Below are 17,306 nucleotides of genomic sequence, written 5' to 3' on the forward strand. Positions count from 1 at the left end.
TAACATGACCGCTAGTATCTTATCGGTACCGAGAGGCAATCCTTTAATCGATTTCAGAAACGTGTTTGATTATTAATTAGTTTAGACAGGATTACGAAGTGTTACGGGCAGGCTCAACAAAGAAAGCCCCGGCGTGACCGGGGCTTTCTTTGCAAACGGAAGACTAACGGAGGTTCAGTTCCCTTCACCCAGAGCAGCATGGGCAGCGGCGAGGCGGGCGATGGGCACCCGGAAGGGGGAGCAGGAGACATAATCAAGGCCGATCTTGTGGCAGAAAATGACCGACGACGGGTCGCCGCCATGCTCGCCGCAGATGCCGAGCTTGATGCCGGCGCGGGTGGTGCGCCCCTTCTCCACGGCCATCTTCACGAGAATACCGACGCCGTTCTGGTCCAGGGAGACGAAGGGATCCTCTTCCAACAGCCCCGATTCCACATAGAACGGCAGGAACTTGCCGGCATCGTCACGGGAAAGGCCGAAGGTAGTCTGGGTCAGGTCGTTGGTGCCGAAGGAGAAAAAGTCTGCCTCACGGGCAATCTCGTCGGCGGTCAGGGCGGCCCGGGGAAGCTCGATCATGGTGCCGATGAGGTAGTCGATCTTCACGCCGTAACGAGCGATGACCTCCTCGCATACCCGGACGGTGTTTTCACGAAGCCGCGCCAGCTCGCTCACCACCCCCACCAGCGGGATCATGATCTCGGGGACGATAGTGAACCCTTCGTTCTTGGTCAGCTCGCAGGCGGCCTCCATGATGGCCTGGACCTGCATGTCGTAGATCTCCGGGAAGGTGAGCCCCAGACGGCACCCCCGGTGCCCCAGCATCGGGTTGAACTCGTGGAGGTAGTCCACCTTGTTCTTGAGGGTCTGGGCCGTCACCCCCATGGTCTTGGCCAGGGCATCCACGTCCTTCTCCTCCTGGGGGAGGAACTCATGGAGCGGCGGGTCCAGGAGGCGAATGGTGACCGGCAGGTCCTTCATCTCCCGGAAGATACCGAGGAAGTCCCCCTTCTGCATGGGGAGGATCTTGGCCAGGGCCTTCGTGCGCCCTTCCACGTCCTCGGAGAGGATCATCTCACGGACGGCCGCGATCCGGTCCGCCTCGAAGAACATGTGCTCGGTGCGGCAGAGGCCGATCCCCTCGGCCCCGAACTCGCGGGCCACGCGGGAATCGTTGGGAGTGTCGGCGTTGGTCCGCACCTTGAGCTTGCGGTAGGTGTCGACCCATCCCATGAGAACGCCGAAGTCGCCGGTGAGCTGTGGCGCCACGGTGGGGACCTCGCCGAGCATCACCTCTCCGGTGGAACCGTCAAGGGTGATCGTGTCGCCCCTTTTCACCACCTGCCCCTTGGCGGTCACGAACTGGCCGGCGGCGTAGTCCACCTTGATGTCGCCGCAGCCGGCAACGCAGCACTTGCCCATGCCGCGGGCAACGACCGCCGCGTGGGAGGTCATGCCCCCCCGGGCGGTGAGGATCCCCTGGGCCGCATGCATGCCGTGGATATCTTCCGGAGAGGTCTCGATCCGAACGAGGATGACCTTGAGCCCCAGGCGACCGGCGGCCTCGGCCTCGTCGGCGGTGAAGACCACCTCGCCCGATGCCGCCCCCGGCGATGCGGGAAGCCCCTTGGCGATAATCGTCCTGGGAGCCTTGGGATCGAGGGAGGGGTGGAGGAGCTGATCCAGCTGGGAGGGAGAGACCCGCAGCACGGCGGTCTTCTCGTCGATGAGCCCCTCCTTCACCATGTCCACGGCAACCTTGATGGCCGCCTTGGCGGTCCGCTTACCGTTGCGGGTCTGGAGCATGAAGAGCTTCCCCTTCTCGATGGTGAACTCGATGTCCTGCATGTCCCTGTAATGCTTCTCCAGGATGCCGCGGATCTGGACCAGCTGCTGGTAGCACTCGGGAAGCACCTCTTCCATGGAGGGGAGAGTCGCGTCCTTGCTGTTGGCGCGGTTGATGGGCTGGGGGGTCCGAATGCCGGCAACCACGTCCTCGCCCTGGGCGTTCACCAGGTACTCGCCGTAGAAGTAGTTCTCGCCGGTGGATGGGTCCCGGGTGAAGGCGACGCCGGTGGCGCAGTCGTTCCCCATGTTGCCGTAGACCATGGACTGGACGTTGACGGCGGTCCCCCAGTCGGCGGGGATGCCGTTGAGGCGGCGGTAGGTGATGGCCCGCTGGTTCATCCACGAGCCGAACACGGCGCCCACGGCCCCCCAGAGCTGCTCCTGGGGATTCTCCGGGAACGCGGTGCCGAGGGTCTCCCTGATCTTGGCCTTGAAGGCCCCCACCAGCTCCTTCCAGTCGGCGGCGGTGAGGTCGGTGTCCAGGTGAACCCCCTTCGCCGCCTTCTTCTCCTCCAGCAGGTGCTCCAGAGCCTCCTTGTCCATCCCCATGACCACGTCGGAGTACATCTGGACGAAACGGCGGTAGGCGTCGTAGGCAAAGCGCTCGTCACCGCTCTGGACGATGATCCCCTGCACTGTCTCGTCGTTTAGTCCCAGGTTGAGGATCGTATCCATCATCCCCGGCATGGAGGCCCGGGCGCCTGAACGGACCGAAACCAGAAGGGGATTCTTCGGGTCACCGAAGGTACGCCCCATGATGGCCTCTACACTTTTCAGGTTCTCGGCCACCTGGGCGGCCAGGACCGACGGATAGCTCTTATTGTTGGCGTAGTAGTAGGTGCAGACCTCGGTGGTGATGGTGAAGCCGGGGGGAACCGGCAGTCCGATCGCGGTCATCTCCGCCAGGTTGGCCCCCTTGCCCCCCAGCAGGTTCTTCATGTCGGCTTTGCCCTCTGCCTTGCCGTTCCCGAAGAAATAGACATACTTTTCAGCCATTGCACTCCTCCTCTGTGGTTGTGACGGTGACACCGCCGTTTACTGAAAGTCAAAACCCTTCAGCTGCATTAAATGTGATTAAGCGTAACTCAACAGAGATTCAGCCGGACTAAAACATAAAAAAAGCCGCCTAGCGTGGGCTAGGCGGCTATCTTGGCGAAGTCGGCGATGGCGCCGAGCATCCGGGCGATCCCGGTCAGGAGCGCCAGACGGTTGGTCCGGACCCGTTCGTCCTCGGCCATGACCATGACCTTGTCGAAGAAGGTGTCGACGGGTCCCCGCAGGGCGGCGATCTCCGTGAGGGCTTCCAGATAGGCTCCGGTTGCGATCTTTTCGCGCACCGATACGGCAACCCCCTGGACGGCATCGTTGAGGAGCCCCTCGGCGGCGTCCTGGAAGAGAGCCGTATCCACAGGGGCGTCCACCCCTTCCTTCACGATGTTGCCGACCCGCTTGAAGGCCACGGCCAGAGGCTCGAAGTCGGGGTGCGACCTGAACTCCGAAAGGGCCGCGATCCGGGCGGCGGCATCCACGAGATCGGCGCAGCCGGCGGCCACGGCGGCATCCACCGCGTCGGAGGCATGGCGGTCGGCCATCAGGTTCACGAACCGGCCCCGGAAGAACTCCAGAACGTCGGCCTTCACGTCAACGGCCGGCCGGGTGAGCTTGGCGGCCAGAAGGCCAAGGGCCTTGTCCACCTGCTCCTCCAGGGAGAGGCGGTACCCCTTGTCGAGAATGATATTGATGATCCCCAGGGCCGAGCGGCGCAGGGCGTAGGGGTCGGCGGAACCGGTGGGGATGAGCCCCACGCCGAAGCAGCCGCAGATGGTGTCCAGCTTGTCGGCCATGGAGACGAAGGCGCCAATGTCCGACGCCGGCAGCTCGCCCCCCGCCTGGGTCGGGAGGTAGTGCTCGGCGATGGCCGCGGCCACCTCGGCGTCCTCCCCCTCGATGAGGGCGTACTCGCGCCCCATGATCCCCTGCACCTCGGGGAACTCACCCACCATGCCGGAGACGAGATCCGCCTTGCAGAGGAACGCGGCCTGGGAAACCTTCACTTTCACCGCCGGGTTCAGGAGGTCGGCAAGTCCCTCGGCCAAGGCACGGAACCGCTCCATCTTTTCAAAGGAGGTGCCGAGCTTTTGCTGGTAGACCACGTTCTTCAGGGACTCCACCCGGGTCTCCAGCTTGACCTTCTGGTCCTCCTCGAAGAAGAAACGGGCATCGGAGAGCCGGGCCCTGAGCACCCGCTCGTTCCCCTTGACCACCACGGTGGGATCCTCGGTGAGGGTGTTGTTGATGGTGATGAAACCGGGCATGAGCTTACCGGCGTCGTCGACAATGGAGAAGTAACGCTGGTGGCTCCGCATGGAGGTGATGAGAACCTCCCGGGGAACCTTCAGGAACTCGGCGGAAAAGGTGCCGTGAACCGCGCTCGGGTACTCGCAGAGGAAGGAGACCTCCTCCAGAAGCCCCTCGTCGGGGAGAAGATGCCCGCCGGCGGCCTTGGCAACCCGGTGGATCTCCCGCCGGATGATCTCCTGTCTCCGTTCCGGGTCGGGAATGACGAAGTGGCGCTCGCACTCCTCCAGATAGTGGGCAAAGTCCCGCACCGGGAAGGGCTGGTTGGCCATGAAGCGGTGCCCCCGGGAAATGGTGCCGCTTTCGATGTTCCCGAAGGTGAAGGGAACCACGACGCCGTCAAAGAGGGCCACGATCCAGTGGATGGGGCGGGCGAAGCGGACGTCGAGAGCACCCCAGCGCATGGACTTGCGGAAAGGGATATTCGCAACAAGCCGCGGCAGGATCTCGGCCAGGAGCTCCGGCACGGGGCGACCGCTCTCCTTGCGGACGGCGGCCACGTACTCACCCTTTTCAGTGGCGACGAGGGTGAGGGACGCCACGTCCACCCCCTGCCCCCGGGCAAACCCTTCGGCAGCCCTGGTGGGTTTTCCTTCGGCGTCGAAGGCTACGTTCCTGGCCGGCCCCATGGCAGTGATCTCCGCATCGGGCTGGACCGTCGGAAGACCCTTCACCGTCAGGGCCAGGCGACGGGGGGTGCCGAGGGTCCGGATGTCGTCGAAGGAGATGCGGGCATTCTCAAGCTCCTTCGCCAGCAGGGCCTCCATATCGGCCATGGCCTTCGGGATGAAGCCCGCCGGGATCTCTTCGGTGCCTATCTCAAGGAACAACTCTTTCATGCTAGCGGCCTCCTTTCAGGAGCGGGAAGCCGAGGCTTTCGCGCAGTTTCAGATACCCTTCGGCACAGAGGCGCGCCACGTTTCGCACCCGGCCGATGTAAGAGGCCCGCTCGGTGACCGAGATGGCGCCCCGGGCGTCCAGGAGGTTGAAGGTATGGGAGCACTTCATGACAAAATCGTAGGCCGGAAGCACGAGTCCCCGTTCCACCAGCCGGACGCACTCCTTCTCGTACATGGTGAAGAGCTGGAGGAGCATCGCCACGTCCGCTTCCTCGAAGTTGTAGGTGGAGAACTCCACCTCGCTCCGGTGGTGGATGTCGCCGTAGCTGACTCCCTTGATCCACTCCAGGTCGTAAACATTGTCCACTCCCTGCAGATACATGGCGATCCGCTCGCAACCGTAGGTAATCTCCGAGGAGACCGGCTTCAGGTCGATGCCGCCGGCCTGCTGGAAGTAGGTGAACTGGGTGATCTCCATGCCGTCGAGCCAGACTTCCCAGCCAAGGCCCCAGGCCCCCAGGGTCGGGGACTCCCAGTCATCCTCAACGAAGCGGATATCGTGCTTCTGGGGATCAATGCCGAAGGCCCGCAGTGAATCCAGGTAGAGGTCCAGGATGTTCAGGGGGGACGGCTTCATGATGACCTGGAACTGGTAGTAGTGCTGGAGCCGGTTGGGGTTCTCGCCGTAGCGGCCGTCGGTGGGACGGCGTGAGGGCTCCACATAGGCAACGTTCCAGGGCTCAGGGCCCAGGACGCGGAGGAAAGTGGCAGGGTTGAAGGTACCGGCACCCTTTTCGGTGTCATAGGGCTGCTGTATCACGCACCCCTGTTTGGCCCAGTACCCCTGGAGGGAGAGAATCAGGTCTTGAAAGGTCAAAACGGCTCCTCCGTCGGCAGAAAAATGAGAGTTCTTTACCCGTTATAAACAGTGTTTGATGAAACTTAAAAACAGTCCAAGTTACGGGCAATTAGAGTCGGAAAGATTACATTGTCCGGCGGGTCGTGTCAAGGATTAATCGGGTTCAATCTGTTTCAGAAAGGCGAGAGAGTTGAGGGGACGGGTGAGGTGGGCGGCAATGGCGCCGTCCAGGAGGGTACCGGCCTCCCGCAGGGACTGAGGGGAGAAGAGCACAGCCCCGAACCGCCCCGTGGCGATGCATCGGCCCAGGAGCGCCGCGGCTTCCGGCCCGACCGATGCGCCGTACCGACCGCAATTGGCACAGAGGATCATCCCCGATGCTCCGGTGCGCCGCTCGGCAGTTGCCGGAAGCTCCACGCCGCAGGAGGCGCAATGGTCCAGAGATATCCGGTAGCCGAGGATATTGAGGAAGTTGGCCTCGAAGAAGCGGCGGTCCGACGGCAGCGGTTCCCCCTGGTCGAGCCGCTCCAGATAGGAGGACAGAAGCCGGAAGAGCCGGGGGCTCGGCGCCCCGTCGGGAAGGTAGCGGTCCACGAGCTCCACGGCGTAGCCGGCGAGGCCGATGGCGCGGAGGTCACGCCGGATGCCGGGATAGAGGGTGACGATATCGGCCCCCCGGAGCGAGGAGAGCCCTTCCCGCACCACCAGCTCCACGCCGATGCGGGCGAAGGGCTCCAGGGCCGGGCCGAAGCGGCGGGCGCTCCGCTTGGCCCCCTTTGCCACCCCCCGCACCTTTCCGTACTGAAGCGTGAAGAGGGTGACGATGCGGTCGCTCTCCCGGTAGTCCATGGCGGCGAGAACGATGGCTTCGGTGCGGGTCGATTCCATGGCGCACAAGGTAGCACCGGATTGCGCCCTCCGTCAACGGCAGCCACAACATTGGACGGAAATAATACTCTCCCCTCTTGACCGGGCCGGTCGGACCATGATACTTGAAAAAGACTTTCATTTTTAAGCATAACCTGCGTCGAGTCGGGCTTTTTTTGCAAATCCATCAGCCGTACCCGTACAGGGGGCAGTGCGTCACCTGCATGAATATGAATTTCAATTTCTTGCATTTCATCTGGTGGAAGTCCTTCGCCGAACGGCGGAGCTTTTCACCATGCACACCATCACAGGAGGAATCGCACCATGAAGAAACGCTTCATCATTCCCACAACCGCATCGTTCCTGCTCGCTGCCGCCACCCTGGCAAGCGCGGCCACGGTGGACGAACTGCAACACCAGCTCGATGATCTGAGCGGCCAGATCAAGGCGCTCCAGGCGGAAAAGGCCCAAAAACCGGCGGCAGCGCCCGCCCCTCAGGGTGAGGGGTACCTGAAAACTGTCTGGGACCGGACACGGATCGGCGGCTACGGCGAGCTCGACTACATCATGAAGAGCGACAACGGCAACGGCAAGGGGGGGAATACCTTCGACCCGCACCGCTTCGTCCTCTACGTCAACTCTGATCTGGCCGACTGGATCACCCTCAACGCGGAGCTTGAGTGGGAGCATAGCGGGGTCAACGATGAAGTAAAAGGCGACGAACTCTCCGGGGAAGTGGTCGTCGAGCAGGCGTTTCTCGACTTCAAACTGTTCCGCCCCCTCAACGTAAAGGCAGGGATCATGCTCGTGCCGGTGGGGGCCATCAACCTCTACCATGAGCCCACCAACTTCAACTCCTCCGAACGGCCCGACCTGGACAAGTACCTGATCCCCTCCACCTGGAGGGAGATGGGAATCGGCATCCACGGCTCCCTGGGGGACCGGGCCGATTACCAGCTCCTCGTCATGAACGGTCTTGACGGCAAGGAATTTTCCGCCAAAAACGGCCTGCGCGATGGCCGCCAGGACATGAACAAAGACAACAACCGGGGAAAGGCGCTTACGGGCCGACTCGAATTGCGCCCCGTCACCAACCTCTACACCAACTTCTCCTTCTACACGGCCAACTCGGCGCCCAAGGGGTCGGACAACGCCTACACCACTATTCTGGCCTTTGACGGCAAGTACCGCATCAGCGACTTCGAGATCGCCGGTGAATACGTCCAGGTAATCCAGGACAAACCGGGGCTCCTGGCAAGCGACATCGGCCACCGGATGTCGGGCTACTGGGTCGAGGGGGCCTACCACCTGATGCCCGCCGCCCTGAAAACCGGAAAACTCGCCGAGGCCGACCTGGTCGCCTTTGCCCGTTACTCGGAATTCGACACCCAGCAGGGGAGCATCGCCGACCCCACCAAGGCAAGCGGCAAATACGACCGGAATTACACCAATTTCGGTTTCTCCTTCAAGCCCGTTCCCACCGTCGCCATCAAGGCCGACTACCAGATTTACGACGATCACCGCAGCGGGGGCGAGAAACCGCTGGACAACGACAAATTCCAGGTAACCCTCGGTTTTGTCTTCTAGCAGACCTAAAAAGCAAAGGGCGCCCGGCCATCCGGACGCCCTTTGCTTATTCTCCCCGTCTACCGCAGCCTGAGCCGCGCCAGGAGCTTCCCCACATACTTGTTGAGGGGATGATTGCGATGGAGCCGTCGGAAGGGCGGCTGCTTCCGGGTGCCGATCCGGTTCAGTTCGGCAACGGCCTCCTCCCCGGCCCCGCGCCGTACCCCCTCGCGCAGGACCTCCACCGCATCCATCCTCATGCCGGCCAACTGATAGATGCGGCCAAGGTTCTGATAGAGGAGCGGATTGTGGGGCTCACGGGCAATGGACTCCCGGGCCAGCGCAATGGCGTCGCTGAACTTCCCGCGGGTTTTCGCCTGACAAAGGGCAAGGTACGAACTGGCGGCGGGATGCTGATTCACCCGAGCAACGTGCTCGAAACAGCTCCGCGCCAGATAGACCTGGTCATGCCCCAGGGCCTCTACCCCCCGCTCAAACCATTCTTCAACACGTGACGTTTCCATGATGCGCCTCGCGGTTCCGTTGCAACCCTGACAGAACTTGATTCAACCTGCCTAATTCAAGATTCAAGCCAGCGATATAACGATATCTCCCAACCCGCCAAACGCCTCAAAATCATTACAACTAGCTAAAAAATAAATCCATTATCACTACTAAGCATTAACAAATTGCGACAACTGCTCAGCTATTTGGCAACAAAAAAGTCCTACAGATACAAACCACGGCCCCACCACCAGCCCCCCCGTCCCCCGGTCGGGTACCGGCACTTCAGTGAGGTGAAGGGGCACTCTCCGGCCCGTCGAAGATCATCGCACGCATGTCATACCTCCACGTACCGCCTGAGTTCCCGCCGGAACCGCGCTTCGTCCTCGAACACGATCCCCCGCACCCCCCGGCTTTCGGCCCGCACCACGTTGGCGAGCATGTCGTCCACGAAGAGGGCCTGCCGAGGTTCGATGCCGAGCTCCCGGGCCACGTCGTCGAAGAGGGACGGATCCCGCTTCCCCTTGCCGAGCCGGTAGCTGTTGAAGACCCGGTCGAACTCCCGGAAAAAGCCGTCGCGCCGGTCGAGCCATTCGAGCCAATCGGTCTGGTCGCTGACGATGGCGGTGATGTACCCCTTCGCCCGCAGGGCCCGGACGAGCTCCAGCATCCCGGGGCGGAGGACGAAGCGGTCGAGGATGAGGGCCGACAACTCCCGGGCGCTCCCCCGCAGGCCGGCCTGTTCCCGCATCCGGCGCCAGAACGCGGTCTCGCTCCCCTTCCCGAGGACATAGCCGCTCCCGTAGACTGCCTCCATGCCGGCACCATGCACCGCGATGGGGTCGAGCCCCTGGCGGCGGGCGATCTCGAAGAGCCCTTCCCGGAACCCCTCTTCGGCCAGCACCCCGCCGTAGTCGAAGAGGACCGCCCGGATTACCGGCTCCCCGAGCCGCACCCGGAAGAGGGTCTGCCACCGTCTGACATCGCTCCAGCCGGTGATCGAGTCCGGGGTCACGATCTTCACCTCGTCGAAACGGATCTCCTCCCGGTCCAGGGCGACGGTGCGGGCCGCCATCTCCTTTTCCGCCAGGGGCATGTCGGCGTAGAGGAGCGAGAGGTGCGGCATGAGCACGTACCCCGAATCCCGGGCCACCGCCCCTTTCACCCCCTCGTGGAGCCGGCGCAGGCGGGGTTCCTCTTCGAAGGAAACAAAGAGGGTCTTGAAATATTCCTCGGTCACGCCAAGCCCTGACACCCGCAGGGTAATGGGCCCTCCCTCTGCCGCGGCCTCGGCAAGAACCTGGCGTACCGGCTCCAGCTCCCCATCATCGACGCAGGAACCGCCGTAGACCGTCACGTGGGGCTCGAAGGGAGGTGTGTCGTAGCGGGCGGCAAGCTCGGCGATCACCCCCTGGGCCCAGCGGCGGTCATCGGATGCAGGTACGAGAAAGACGGAAAAGCGGCGTTCGGTCATGGCGTCGACCCCCTCCGCCGCTCGAAGGTGATGAAGGAGTGAGGCGGCTTCCCCTCCCCATGCTCCCGGCACGTTTCCTCGAAATCGGCGGGAAGCTCGGGAAAGGTGGTGTCCCCTCCGTAAGCACGGTGAATAACGGTGAGGTGGATGCGGTCGGCCAGCGGCAACGCCTCCCGGTAGACCTCACCGCCGCCGCAGATGAAGACTTCTCCGGCGGTCCCCGCAAGGATCAAGGCCTCGGCAAGGGTCCGGGCAACGGTCACCCCTGAGGGGGCATACCCCGCCTGCCGGGTGAGGACGATATTCAGCCGCCCCGGCAGGGGACGACCGATGGATTCGAAGGTCTTTCGCCCCATGACGACCGGATGCCCCATGGTGATGGCCTTGAAGCGGGCGAGATCGTCGGGGAGGTGCCACGGCATGGCGCCCTCCTTCCCGATGACCCGGTTCCCGGCCATGGCCGCAATGATGGTGACGATCATGCCGGCTCCTCGAACTCCAGCACCTCGCTCGTGGTGATGGGTCTCCGCTCGGAGAGGTAGCCGCGCCACTTGAGGAGCATGTCGAGCAGAGTCACCACCGCCAGGATGGCCATCAACACCACCAGGCCGGCGTTCATCCTCAAGGTGAAGGCCTCGGCAGCCGTGGCAGCTGCGGCGGCCTTGCCGAGGAAGCTGCCGGTCAGCTTCCACGCGGCGGTGAAGGTGGTGGCGTACATGAACACCATGGGGAGGACCGTGGTCCAGGCATAGCGCGCCTTGCCGCTCTTGATGAGGATCGTGGTGCCGATCCCCAGGGCGATGGCCGCCAGGAGCTGATTCGATACCCCGAACATGGGCCAGATGGTGGAGACGTTGCCGGACCAGATCAGGTACGACCAGGCGGCCACCACGAGAAAGCTGGTGATGATGATGCCGGGGAGCCAGTTCTGCTGGCCCAGGCGGGGGAAAGCCCGGCTCCCCAGCTCCTGGAGGAGAAACCGCGCCACCCGGGTGCCGGTGTCGACGGTGGTGAGGATGAAGAGGGCCTCGAACATGAGGGCGAAGTTGTACCAGTAGGGCATGAGCCCCTTCATGCCGGGGAGGGACGACAGGATGGAGGCCATACCCACGGCAAGGGAGACGGCGCCGCCGGGGCGGCCGGCCACGTCGGTCCCCACCATGGCCGACAGCTCACGCACCCGTTCCACCGGGAAGCCCAGGGCCGCGATGGCGTCGAAGGAGAGCTTCGTATTGATGGCGAAGTAGTCCCCCGGGATGAGGATCGTGGCCGCCACCAGGGCCATGACCGACACGAATCCCTCGGCCAGCATGGCGCCATACCCGATCATGGGGATCTCCCGCTCGCTCATGATCATCTTCGGCGTGGTCCCCGAGGAGATGAGGGAATGGAACCCGGAGACCGCCCCGCAGGCGATGGTGATGAACATAAAGGGGAAGAGCTTGCCGGGGATCACCGGCCCACCGCCGGCCACGAACCGGGTCATTGCCGGCATCTGGATGGTGGGGGCCATGAAGACGACCCCGAAGGCCAGGAGGATCACCGTGCCGATCTTCATGTAGGTAGAGAGGTAGTCCCGGGGGCAGAGGAGCATCCAGACCGGAAGGATGGAGGCGATGAGGCCGTAGGCGGCCATGGCCAGGGTCAGCCCCCCCTTCCCGAGACTGAAGATGGGCTCCAGGGGAGAGCCGGGGATGAAGTGGCCGCTGAAGACCGCCGCCAGCAAAAGCACAAAGCCGATGGCGCTCACCTCCCCCACCCGGCCGGGGCGGATCTTGTAGAGGTAGAGCCCCATGAAGAGGGCGATGGGGATGGTAAGGAAAATGGTAAAGGTCCCCCAGGGGCTCTTGGCCAGGGAGTTCACCACCGCGAGCCCCAGCCCAGCCAAGGCCACGATCAGGATGAAGAGGATGGCGAGAGAGGCCGCCAGCCCCCCCACCGGCCCGATCTCATCCTTGGCGATCCTAGCCAGGGAGCGGCCGTTGCGCCGCACCGACGCCGCCAGGATCACCATGTCGTGCACCGCCCCCACCATGACGGCCCCCACCAGAAGCCAGAGGAAGCCGGGGAGATAGCCGAACTGGGCCGCCAGCATGGGACCGATGAGGGGACCGGCGCCAGCGATGGCCGCAAAGTGGTGACCGAAGAGGACCCAGCGGTTGGTGGGGTGGTAATCCATGCCGTCAGCCAGGCGCCGGGCCGGGGTCTTCAGGCGGGGATCCAGGGAGAGGACCTTCGCCGCCAGAAAGGCGCCATAGAACCGGTAGGCAACTAGGTAGAAACAGGCGGCGGCCGTCACGAGCCAGAGGGCGTTCACCTTCTCCCCCGGGTTCACGACGCCGGCCACTACAGCAAGGGAACCGGCCGCAACCGCCGAAATCACCAGCCAGACGAGCTTTCCGAGCATCTATTCGCCTCCTTTCCTGCCGAGCGCCTCTGTGAGACACATCTAACAGTGCCGGAAGCCACACAAAAAATCAAGCGGCTCGGGAAGTTGGACTATCCCAGCCGAATCATGATCGCACCGGCGAGGATCACCAGGGCCGCGCCGAGACGTATGCGGCCGCATGACTCGCCGAGGAAGAGAATGCCGATGAGCACCCCCATGAGGATGCTCACCTGCCGCACCGGCACGGCATAGCTCATGGGGGAGAGGTTAAGCCCATAGCGGAACGTGAGAAACGACGCCATCATCACCGGGCCGCTCACGAGGATGAGCGGCCAGTGCTCCCGGAATTCGGCGACGATAAGGGGGCGGTAGCAGGGGCGGAGGAGGTTGACCGACATGAGCCCCAGCATGATGAGAACCAGGAAATAGGTGAAGTAGAGGGGGGTGTAGTCCCGCACCCCCACTTTCTCGGCGATGGAGCCGAGGGAGTAGATGAATCCCGCCGCAAGGGCGTTTCGAACCGTCGGGGAACCGAGATTGCGGAAGGGCCGCAGGAATTCCGCCAGGGAGAGGCGCTCCATCTGCACCGAGAAGGCCCCCAGGATCACCAGGAGGATGCCGGCGATCCCCGGCATCGTCAGCCGCTCTCCCAGGATGCTCATTCCCCAGATGGGGACGTAGACCATGGAAGTCTGGGAGAGGGGGTAGACCACCGACAAGTCCCCCCCCCGGTACGCGCGGCCGTTCAAGAGGTGGTAGAGGACAAAGCAGACCGCCCCTGCCGTCACGAGGAGGAGGGTAGCAGGGTCGGGCCACCGGAACCGCTCCGGCAGGAACGGTATCGTGAGGGTGAAGAGGGAACTGGAGGCGACAAACATCCACCAGATGAAGACGGTCTTGTGCCTGCTCCGCTTCACCAGCAGGTTCCAGAGGGCGTGCATCACGGCGGAGATGACGATGAGGGTAAAGGCGAGAGTGCTCACCAGGGAAGTATAGCCAAACTAAAATTTTAGTGATAGTAAAAATTTTAGCCATTCGCCGGAGCGGCACCCATATCTCGGTTCCGAGATTTTCCGGTTTGGTGCGACGCGAGTCCCGGTTGAGATAGACCTCGAAGCAGGGGGCATCCCGCAACTTCTCGCCGCTGCTCGGGAGCCAGCGGGAGAAGATCACGCAGTAGGTGTCCGCAATGGCGAACAACCGCTCCGCAGCCGATTACTACACCGGGGGATTCCGCTCGTAGCGCTGTGCGATTCGATCGGAATCCATACTAGACCCTCGCCTTTAAGAGATAATCGTAGAACGGGGCCAGCATTCCAAAGCCAGTGCGCAGGTCGTCCACCAGCTTCCGCGAGAAGAGGGCATTGTCCGGCTGCCGGTTGCAGACGAGGTAAAGGTTTTTTCGCCGGTGCCACTCCTGCAGATCCTCGGGCAGATCGTGCCGCAAGGGTCTTCGATACACCTCCCCCTCAAGCACAAACCGTTTCTGCCCCCCGAGGAACGCCACGGTCTCCCGAAACTGCGCAGGCTTACGCTCGATCGTTTCCCGCAACCGGTCCATGGTCCCTTTCGAGGCGCTGTAAAATCCCATGCCGAAACGGTAGGAACAGGCGGTCAGCTCGAAAAAATAACACGGCGCATCCCGCCACTCCGTAATCTGACGCTTGAAGGTGATCCACAGGGTTGTCTTGTAAGGGGATTTGTCGCGGGAAAAGCGCGTGTCGCGGTGGATGCGGGAAATCGCTCTGCCCGGAACCGTCACAAAATCCTGGTCAATGGAGAGCATGAAATCGGAAAGCTCCGCAACCAGGGCCTTCATCGGCTCCAGCAGGCGTTCTTCGTAATCCCCTCGGTGCGTCTCGAACCATGCTTTGGTGTTGTTCCCGGCCAGACTGCTTAAGAACGTTACTGTTTGCGGCGAGAAACCGGTGAACGTGCCGCGGGGTCTATCGTCCATAGCCTTTTCCTTTACGAGTCGATGCCTTCCCATCCGGACAGTCCCCCCTGTCCCGGCCCTCAGCCCTTCTTAGCCAGCGAACCGACCCACGCAGCCGTGGTCATCACCGTGGCGAACATGAGCTGTTGTGTCACCAGCACCGTCCGGTGAAGCTCTTCGGCGGTGACGGAGCCGGCGTTGTTTGCAAACGCCAGCGTTCCCGTGGCATCGGAGAGGAACTCCACGCTGAAGCCTCGGTGAAACGCCTGGCGGGACGTGGTGTCGCAGCACATCTGGGTCATGTAGCCGCTGATGACCACGGTGCCGATCTCCCGCTCGCGGAGCCAGGCCTCCAGGCCCGTGCCCGTAAAGCTCCCCGGCAACTGCTTTTCCAGCAGCAGGTCGTGGGGGCGTTGGGCCACCTCAGGGTGAAGGTCCCAGGCCGGCGTTCCCGGCTGGAAACTCGCCGCACCGGGGCGGTTGGACGAATGGCGGACGACGACCACCGGAATCCCGTTGGCCGTGGCGGCATCCATGGCAGCGAGGATGTTGGCGAAGCTCCCCGCCGGATGGGTCACCGGCAGCGCGCCGGTGAAGTATTCGTTCTGTACGTCGATGACCAGCAATGCCTTTTTCATGGTCCTCTGTCCTTTCCCCTACATATCGCTTATCACTCTCCCGAAGGCCTCGACCTGGCCCCAGTCGGTGAATTCCACAACGGCTTTGGGGTCGGTCGGCCCCTTGGTCATCCGCATGATCAGCCGAATCATCAGGCGGTCGAAAAACCGGTAGCTCGGATAATCGATTTTTCCGGCGAAGACTGCCAGCTTTCTCGGTTTCCACTCTATTCGATTGAGGAATTTCTGCAGGTAGGGGTTGTGCTCGGGCTTGCTCTTCTCGGGTTTTCGCGCCACGACGTTTACCGAAAAAAACGCGTTCGGTCTGCTCTCCAGAAATGACTTGTTCTTCTCGATGAAGTCGGTAATCAGCGGGCTGTGCTTACCGTAGCGGATGCTGGCCCCGATGACGATCTTGTCGAAGGCCGTCAGGTCAAGGCTCGGTGCATCCTCAATGGGAACAACGGTGACGTGGTGTGACTGACGTTCGATGACCTCTTGCAATCTCCTGGATATCCTTCTGGTTTGCCCGTCCGTGGTGGCATAGATGATGAGAATGTTTGCCATGATCTGAAGAAGTTTCCTCTCGGGGTATGGTCGTGACAGCGTGAAGGCCTGTCGCTGCGCGCCCGGCCAGGACCGTGTCCCTGGCTGTTATGGCTAGAATTTACTCCGGTCACCGCCCGAAGAACGCTCCAGTTTTTTCTCGCGGACTCGCCGGTCTTCAACCGCCGCCTTTTCCGCAAGCTTGTCGTCAACGTACAGGACGACCACCTCTCCGCCCATCATTTTCCAGTGCGATTCCATGGTTACCGTGTCGCCGCCCCCCTTCCAAGTGCGGCGCTTCACATCGCGCACCTTGTCGACCAGTCCCCCGATCATGCTTTCCGCTGCCGGCTCACCCTGGTCCCTGTATTTGGTATCGAGTTGCCGGGCAATGGTATCAGCCAGAACATCCATATCCGCCTTTTCCGAAGACATGGGGAGCACCACCGTCACCCGCAACGTGTGGAGCACGCGGCTCAAGGGCGCGAAGGAAAACAGTATCCTCGCATCATACCCCATGAGCTTGGTGTCGCACTGGTATTCAACCTTGACGGCCAGATCCTCGGGCTCCTTTTTTGAAAACAACCCGCCACCCGCCAACTTGACAGAGACATCCTTCTTTTTCCCCGCCTCAATGACTCGGTCAGGTTTCATGCCGGATTTCCACACATCAAACACGAAGGCATCCGCCGATGCAGAAGCAATCAGCAGGAGGCCTAAGGCTGAGATTATACGTTTGGTTGCTGCTCTGTGAGACATATGGTTCCTCCTGATTGGGCGATAAATGTTTTTCGTCGTACCAAGGCTCTCCTCTTCACGGCTTGCGCGCCACCACCTGCACCACGGCGCCCCGCCCGGTGTGGAACCGTCCCTCCACCACCTCCCGCTCGATCTCCCGGGCCTGGAGGAATTCCAGACCGGCCAGCTCCTCCCGCAGGCCGGCAAGGGTCATCATCACCTCCTCCGTCGGCGGGCCACCGGTCCGAAGCTTCAGCTGCGCCGGCGTGTACGCCTCCAGAATGAAGAGCCCGCCGGGGCGAAGCCCCTCGACCACTTTGCGGTGGAGTGCCCGGCGCACCTGCGGCGGGACATGGCAGAAGATGGAGACGATGGCGTCCCAGCACACCGGTTCGATGGCGAATTCAGCCAGATCGGCGGTCTCGGTCTCGATCCGCACCCCGCTCTCCTCGGCCAGCCGCGCCGCCTTGACCAGCCCCACGGCGGAGGAATCCACCGCCAGTACCCGATGCCCCTGCTTTGCCAGAAAGACGGCGTTCCGTCCTTCTCCCTCGGCGAGGCAGAGGACATCCCCCGGCGGAATCTGCTGGACCACTTCGGCGAGGAAGGCGTTGGGCTCCCGCCCGTAGACAAAATCCGTCGTATCGTATCGTTCATCCCACATGGTTTTCCGGTCAGACATGGCTGCTCCTTCTCGATTTCACGGTGATATAGTGCCTTTAAAATAACAGACAACGCTAGCCGCCAGGCTTCGGGAACGGTAGGTCC

At 62.5% G+C, this 17,306-nt stretch carries 15 protein-coding genes and 1 pseudogene; 1 reads left to right on the forward strand and 15 read right to left on the reverse strand.

The annotated features are described in order from the left end of the window. Positions 1 to 174: 174 nt before the first annotated feature. From ppdK to recO, 4 genes are all read right to left on the reverse strand, one after another. The gene (ppdK, locus tag GMET_RS14760) at positions 175 to 2,841 is read right to left on the reverse strand and encodes a pyruvate, phosphate dikinase (RefSeq protein WP_004512876.1); all 2,667 of its coding nucleotides are present in this window, start codon (positions 2,839 to 2,841) and stop codon (positions 175 to 177) included. Positions 2,842 to 2,981: 140 nt separating this feature from the next. Next, positions 2,982 to 5,042, reverse strand: coding sequence for a glycine--tRNA ligase subunit beta (gene glyS, locus GMET_RS14765; RefSeq protein WP_004512877.1), 2,061 nt, complete (start codon positions 5,040 to 5,042; stop codon positions 2,982 to 2,984). Between the two features lies 1 nt (position 5,043). Further along, positions 5,044 to 5,919 (reverse strand): glycine--tRNA ligase subunit alpha, encoded by an 876-nt coding sequence (gene glyQ / locus GMET_RS14770; RefSeq protein ID WP_004512878.1) that lies wholly within the window; start codon positions 5,917 to 5,919, stop codon positions 5,044 to 5,046. Between the two features lie 135 nt (positions 5,920 to 6,054). Continuing rightward, entirely contained in the window at positions 6,055 to 6,789 is a 735-nt protein-coding gene (recO, locus tag GMET_RS14775; protein ID WP_004512879.1) for a DNA repair protein RecO, read from the reverse strand. A 303-nt stretch (positions 6,790 to 7,092) separates the two neighbouring features. Here recO and GMET_RS14780 point away from each other — a divergent pair, with 303 nt between their 5' ends. After that, positions 7,093 to 8,355 carry a porin gene (locus tag GMET_RS14780; protein WP_004512880.1) on the forward strand — a complete coding sequence of 421 codons (1,263 nt, stop codon included), beginning with the start codon at positions 7,093 to 7,095 and terminating at the stop codon, positions 8,353 to 8,355. Positions 8,356 to 8,414: 59 nt separating this feature from the next. Here GMET_RS14780 and GMET_RS14785 read toward each other — a convergent pair whose 3' ends face one another. The 11 genes and pseudogenes from GMET_RS14785 to GMET_RS14830 form a co-directional block, all read right to left on the reverse strand. Beyond that, complete coding sequence (locus GMET_RS14785) at positions 8,415 to 8,858, reverse strand: tetratricopeptide repeat protein (RefSeq protein ID WP_004512881.1); 444 nt, start codon at positions 8,856 to 8,858, stop codon at positions 8,415 to 8,417. A gap of 317 nt (positions 8,859 to 9,175) precedes the next feature. Continuing rightward, positions 9,176 to 10,312, reverse strand: coding sequence for an HAD-IA family hydrolase (locus tag GMET_RS14790; RefSeq protein ID WP_004512882.1), 1,137 nt, complete (start codon positions 10,310 to 10,312; stop codon positions 9,176 to 9,178). Continuing rightward, the gene (locus tag GMET_RS14795; RefSeq protein WP_004512883.1) at positions 10,309 to 10,794 is read right to left on the reverse strand and encodes a dihydrofolate reductase; all 486 of its coding nucleotides are present in this window, start codon (positions 10,792 to 10,794) and stop codon (positions 10,309 to 10,311) included. Before GMET_RS14795 ends, GMET_RS14790 begins: the two co-directional genes overlap by 4 nt. Further along, positions 10,791 to 12,719 (reverse strand): carbon starvation CstA family protein, encoded by a 1,929-nt coding sequence (locus GMET_RS14800; RefSeq protein WP_004512884.1) that lies wholly within the window; start codon positions 12,717 to 12,719, stop codon positions 10,791 to 10,793. The genes GMET_RS14795 and GMET_RS14800 overlap by 4 nt, the downstream gene beginning before the upstream one ends. A 92-nt stretch (positions 12,720 to 12,811) precedes the next feature. Then, positions 12,812 to 13,684: an EamA family transporter gene (locus tag GMET_RS14805; protein WP_004512885.1), complete on the reverse strand. Its 873-nt coding sequence runs from the start codon at positions 13,682 to 13,684 to the stop codon at positions 12,812 to 12,814. Between the two features lie 67 nt (positions 13,685 to 13,751). Then, positions 13,752 to 13,901 (reverse strand): annotated as a pseudogene (locus GMET_RS19200) (GyrI-like domain-containing protein); the annotation flags it as partial. A 70-nt stretch (positions 13,902 to 13,971) separates the two neighbouring features. After that, positions 13,972 to 14,658 (reverse strand): DUF2461 domain-containing protein, encoded by a 687-nt coding sequence (locus GMET_RS14810; RefSeq protein ID WP_004512886.1) that lies wholly within the window; start codon positions 14,656 to 14,658, stop codon positions 13,972 to 13,974. A gap of 59 nt (positions 14,659 to 14,717) precedes the next feature. Continuing rightward, positions 14,718 to 15,275, reverse strand: a complete 558-nt coding sequence (locus GMET_RS14815) for a cysteine hydrolase family protein (RefSeq protein WP_004512887.1) — start codon at positions 15,273 to 15,275, stop codon at positions 14,718 to 14,720. An 18-nt stretch (positions 15,276 to 15,293) separates the two neighbouring features. Then, entirely contained in the window at positions 15,294 to 15,821 is a 528-nt protein-coding gene (gene hemG, locus GMET_RS14820; RefSeq protein WP_004512888.1) for a menaquinone-dependent protoporphyrinogen IX dehydrogenase, read from the reverse strand. A gap of 93 nt (positions 15,822 to 15,914) precedes the next feature. Beyond that, entirely contained in the window at positions 15,915 to 16,454 is a 540-nt protein-coding gene (locus GMET_RS14825) for a hypothetical protein (protein WP_238378942.1), read from the reverse strand. 160 nt (positions 16,455 to 16,614) lie between these two features. Next, positions 16,615 to 17,220, reverse strand: a complete 606-nt coding sequence (locus GMET_RS14830; protein WP_004512890.1) for an SAM-dependent methyltransferase — start codon at positions 17,218 to 17,220, stop codon at positions 16,615 to 16,617. Between the last annotated feature and the right edge of the window lie 86 nt (positions 17,221 to 17,306).

The organism is Geobacter metallireducens GS-15, assembly GCF_000012925.1.
Classification (GTDB): domain Bacteria; phylum Desulfobacterota; class Desulfuromonadia; order Geobacterales; family Geobacteraceae; genus Geobacter; species Geobacter metallireducens.

Excerpts from the sequence above, each read along its gene's own strand:
- ppdK (WP_004512876.1), bottom strand. The coding sequence starts at position 2,841 with ATGGCTGAAAAGTATGTCTATTTCTTCGGGAACGGCAAGGCAGAGGGC.
- glyS (WP_004512877.1), bottom strand. The coding sequence starts at position 5,042 with ATGAAAGAGTTGTTCCTTGAGATAGGCACCGAAGAGATCCCGGCGGGC.
- recO (WP_004512879.1), bottom strand. The coding sequence starts at position 6,789 with ATGGAATCGACCCGCACCGAAGCCATCGTTCTCGCCGCCATGGACTAC.
- GMET_RS14780 (WP_004512880.1), top strand. The coding sequence starts at position 7,093 with ATGAAGAAACGCTTCATCATTCCCACAACCGCATCGTTCCTGCTCGCT.
- GMET_RS14785 (WP_004512881.1), bottom strand. The coding sequence starts at position 8,858 with ATGGAAACGTCACGTGTTGAAGAATGGTTTGAGCGGGGGGTAGAGGCC.
- GMET_RS14790 (WP_004512882.1), bottom strand. The coding sequence starts at position 10,312 with ATGACCGAACGCCGCTTTTCCGTCTTTCTCGTACCTGCATCCGATGAC.
- GMET_RS14795 (WP_004512883.1), bottom strand. The coding sequence starts at position 10,794 with ATGATCGTCACCATCATTGCGGCCATGGCCGGGAACCGGGTCATCGGG.
- GMET_RS14800 (WP_004512884.1), bottom strand. The coding sequence starts at position 12,719 with ATGCTCGGAAAGCTCGTCTGGCTGGTGATTTCGGCGGTTGCGGCCGGT.
- GMET_RS14810 (WP_004512886.1), bottom strand. The coding sequence starts at position 14,658 with ATGGACGATAGACCCCGCGGCACGTTCACCGGTTTCTCGCCGCAAACA.
- GMET_RS14815 (WP_004512887.1), bottom strand. The coding sequence starts at position 15,275 with ATGAAAAAGGCATTGCTGGTCATCGACGTACAGAACGAATACTTCACC.
- hemG (WP_004512888.1), bottom strand. The coding sequence starts at position 15,821 with ATGGCAAACATTCTCATCATCTATGCCACCACGGACGGGCAAACCAGA.
- GMET_RS14825 (WP_238378942.1), bottom strand. The coding sequence starts at position 16,454 with ATGAAACCTGACCGAGTCATTGAGGCGGGGAAAAAGAAGGATGTCTCT.
- GMET_RS14830 (WP_004512890.1), bottom strand. The coding sequence starts at position 17,220 with ATGTCTGACCGGAAAACCATGTGGGATGAACGATACGATACGACGGAT.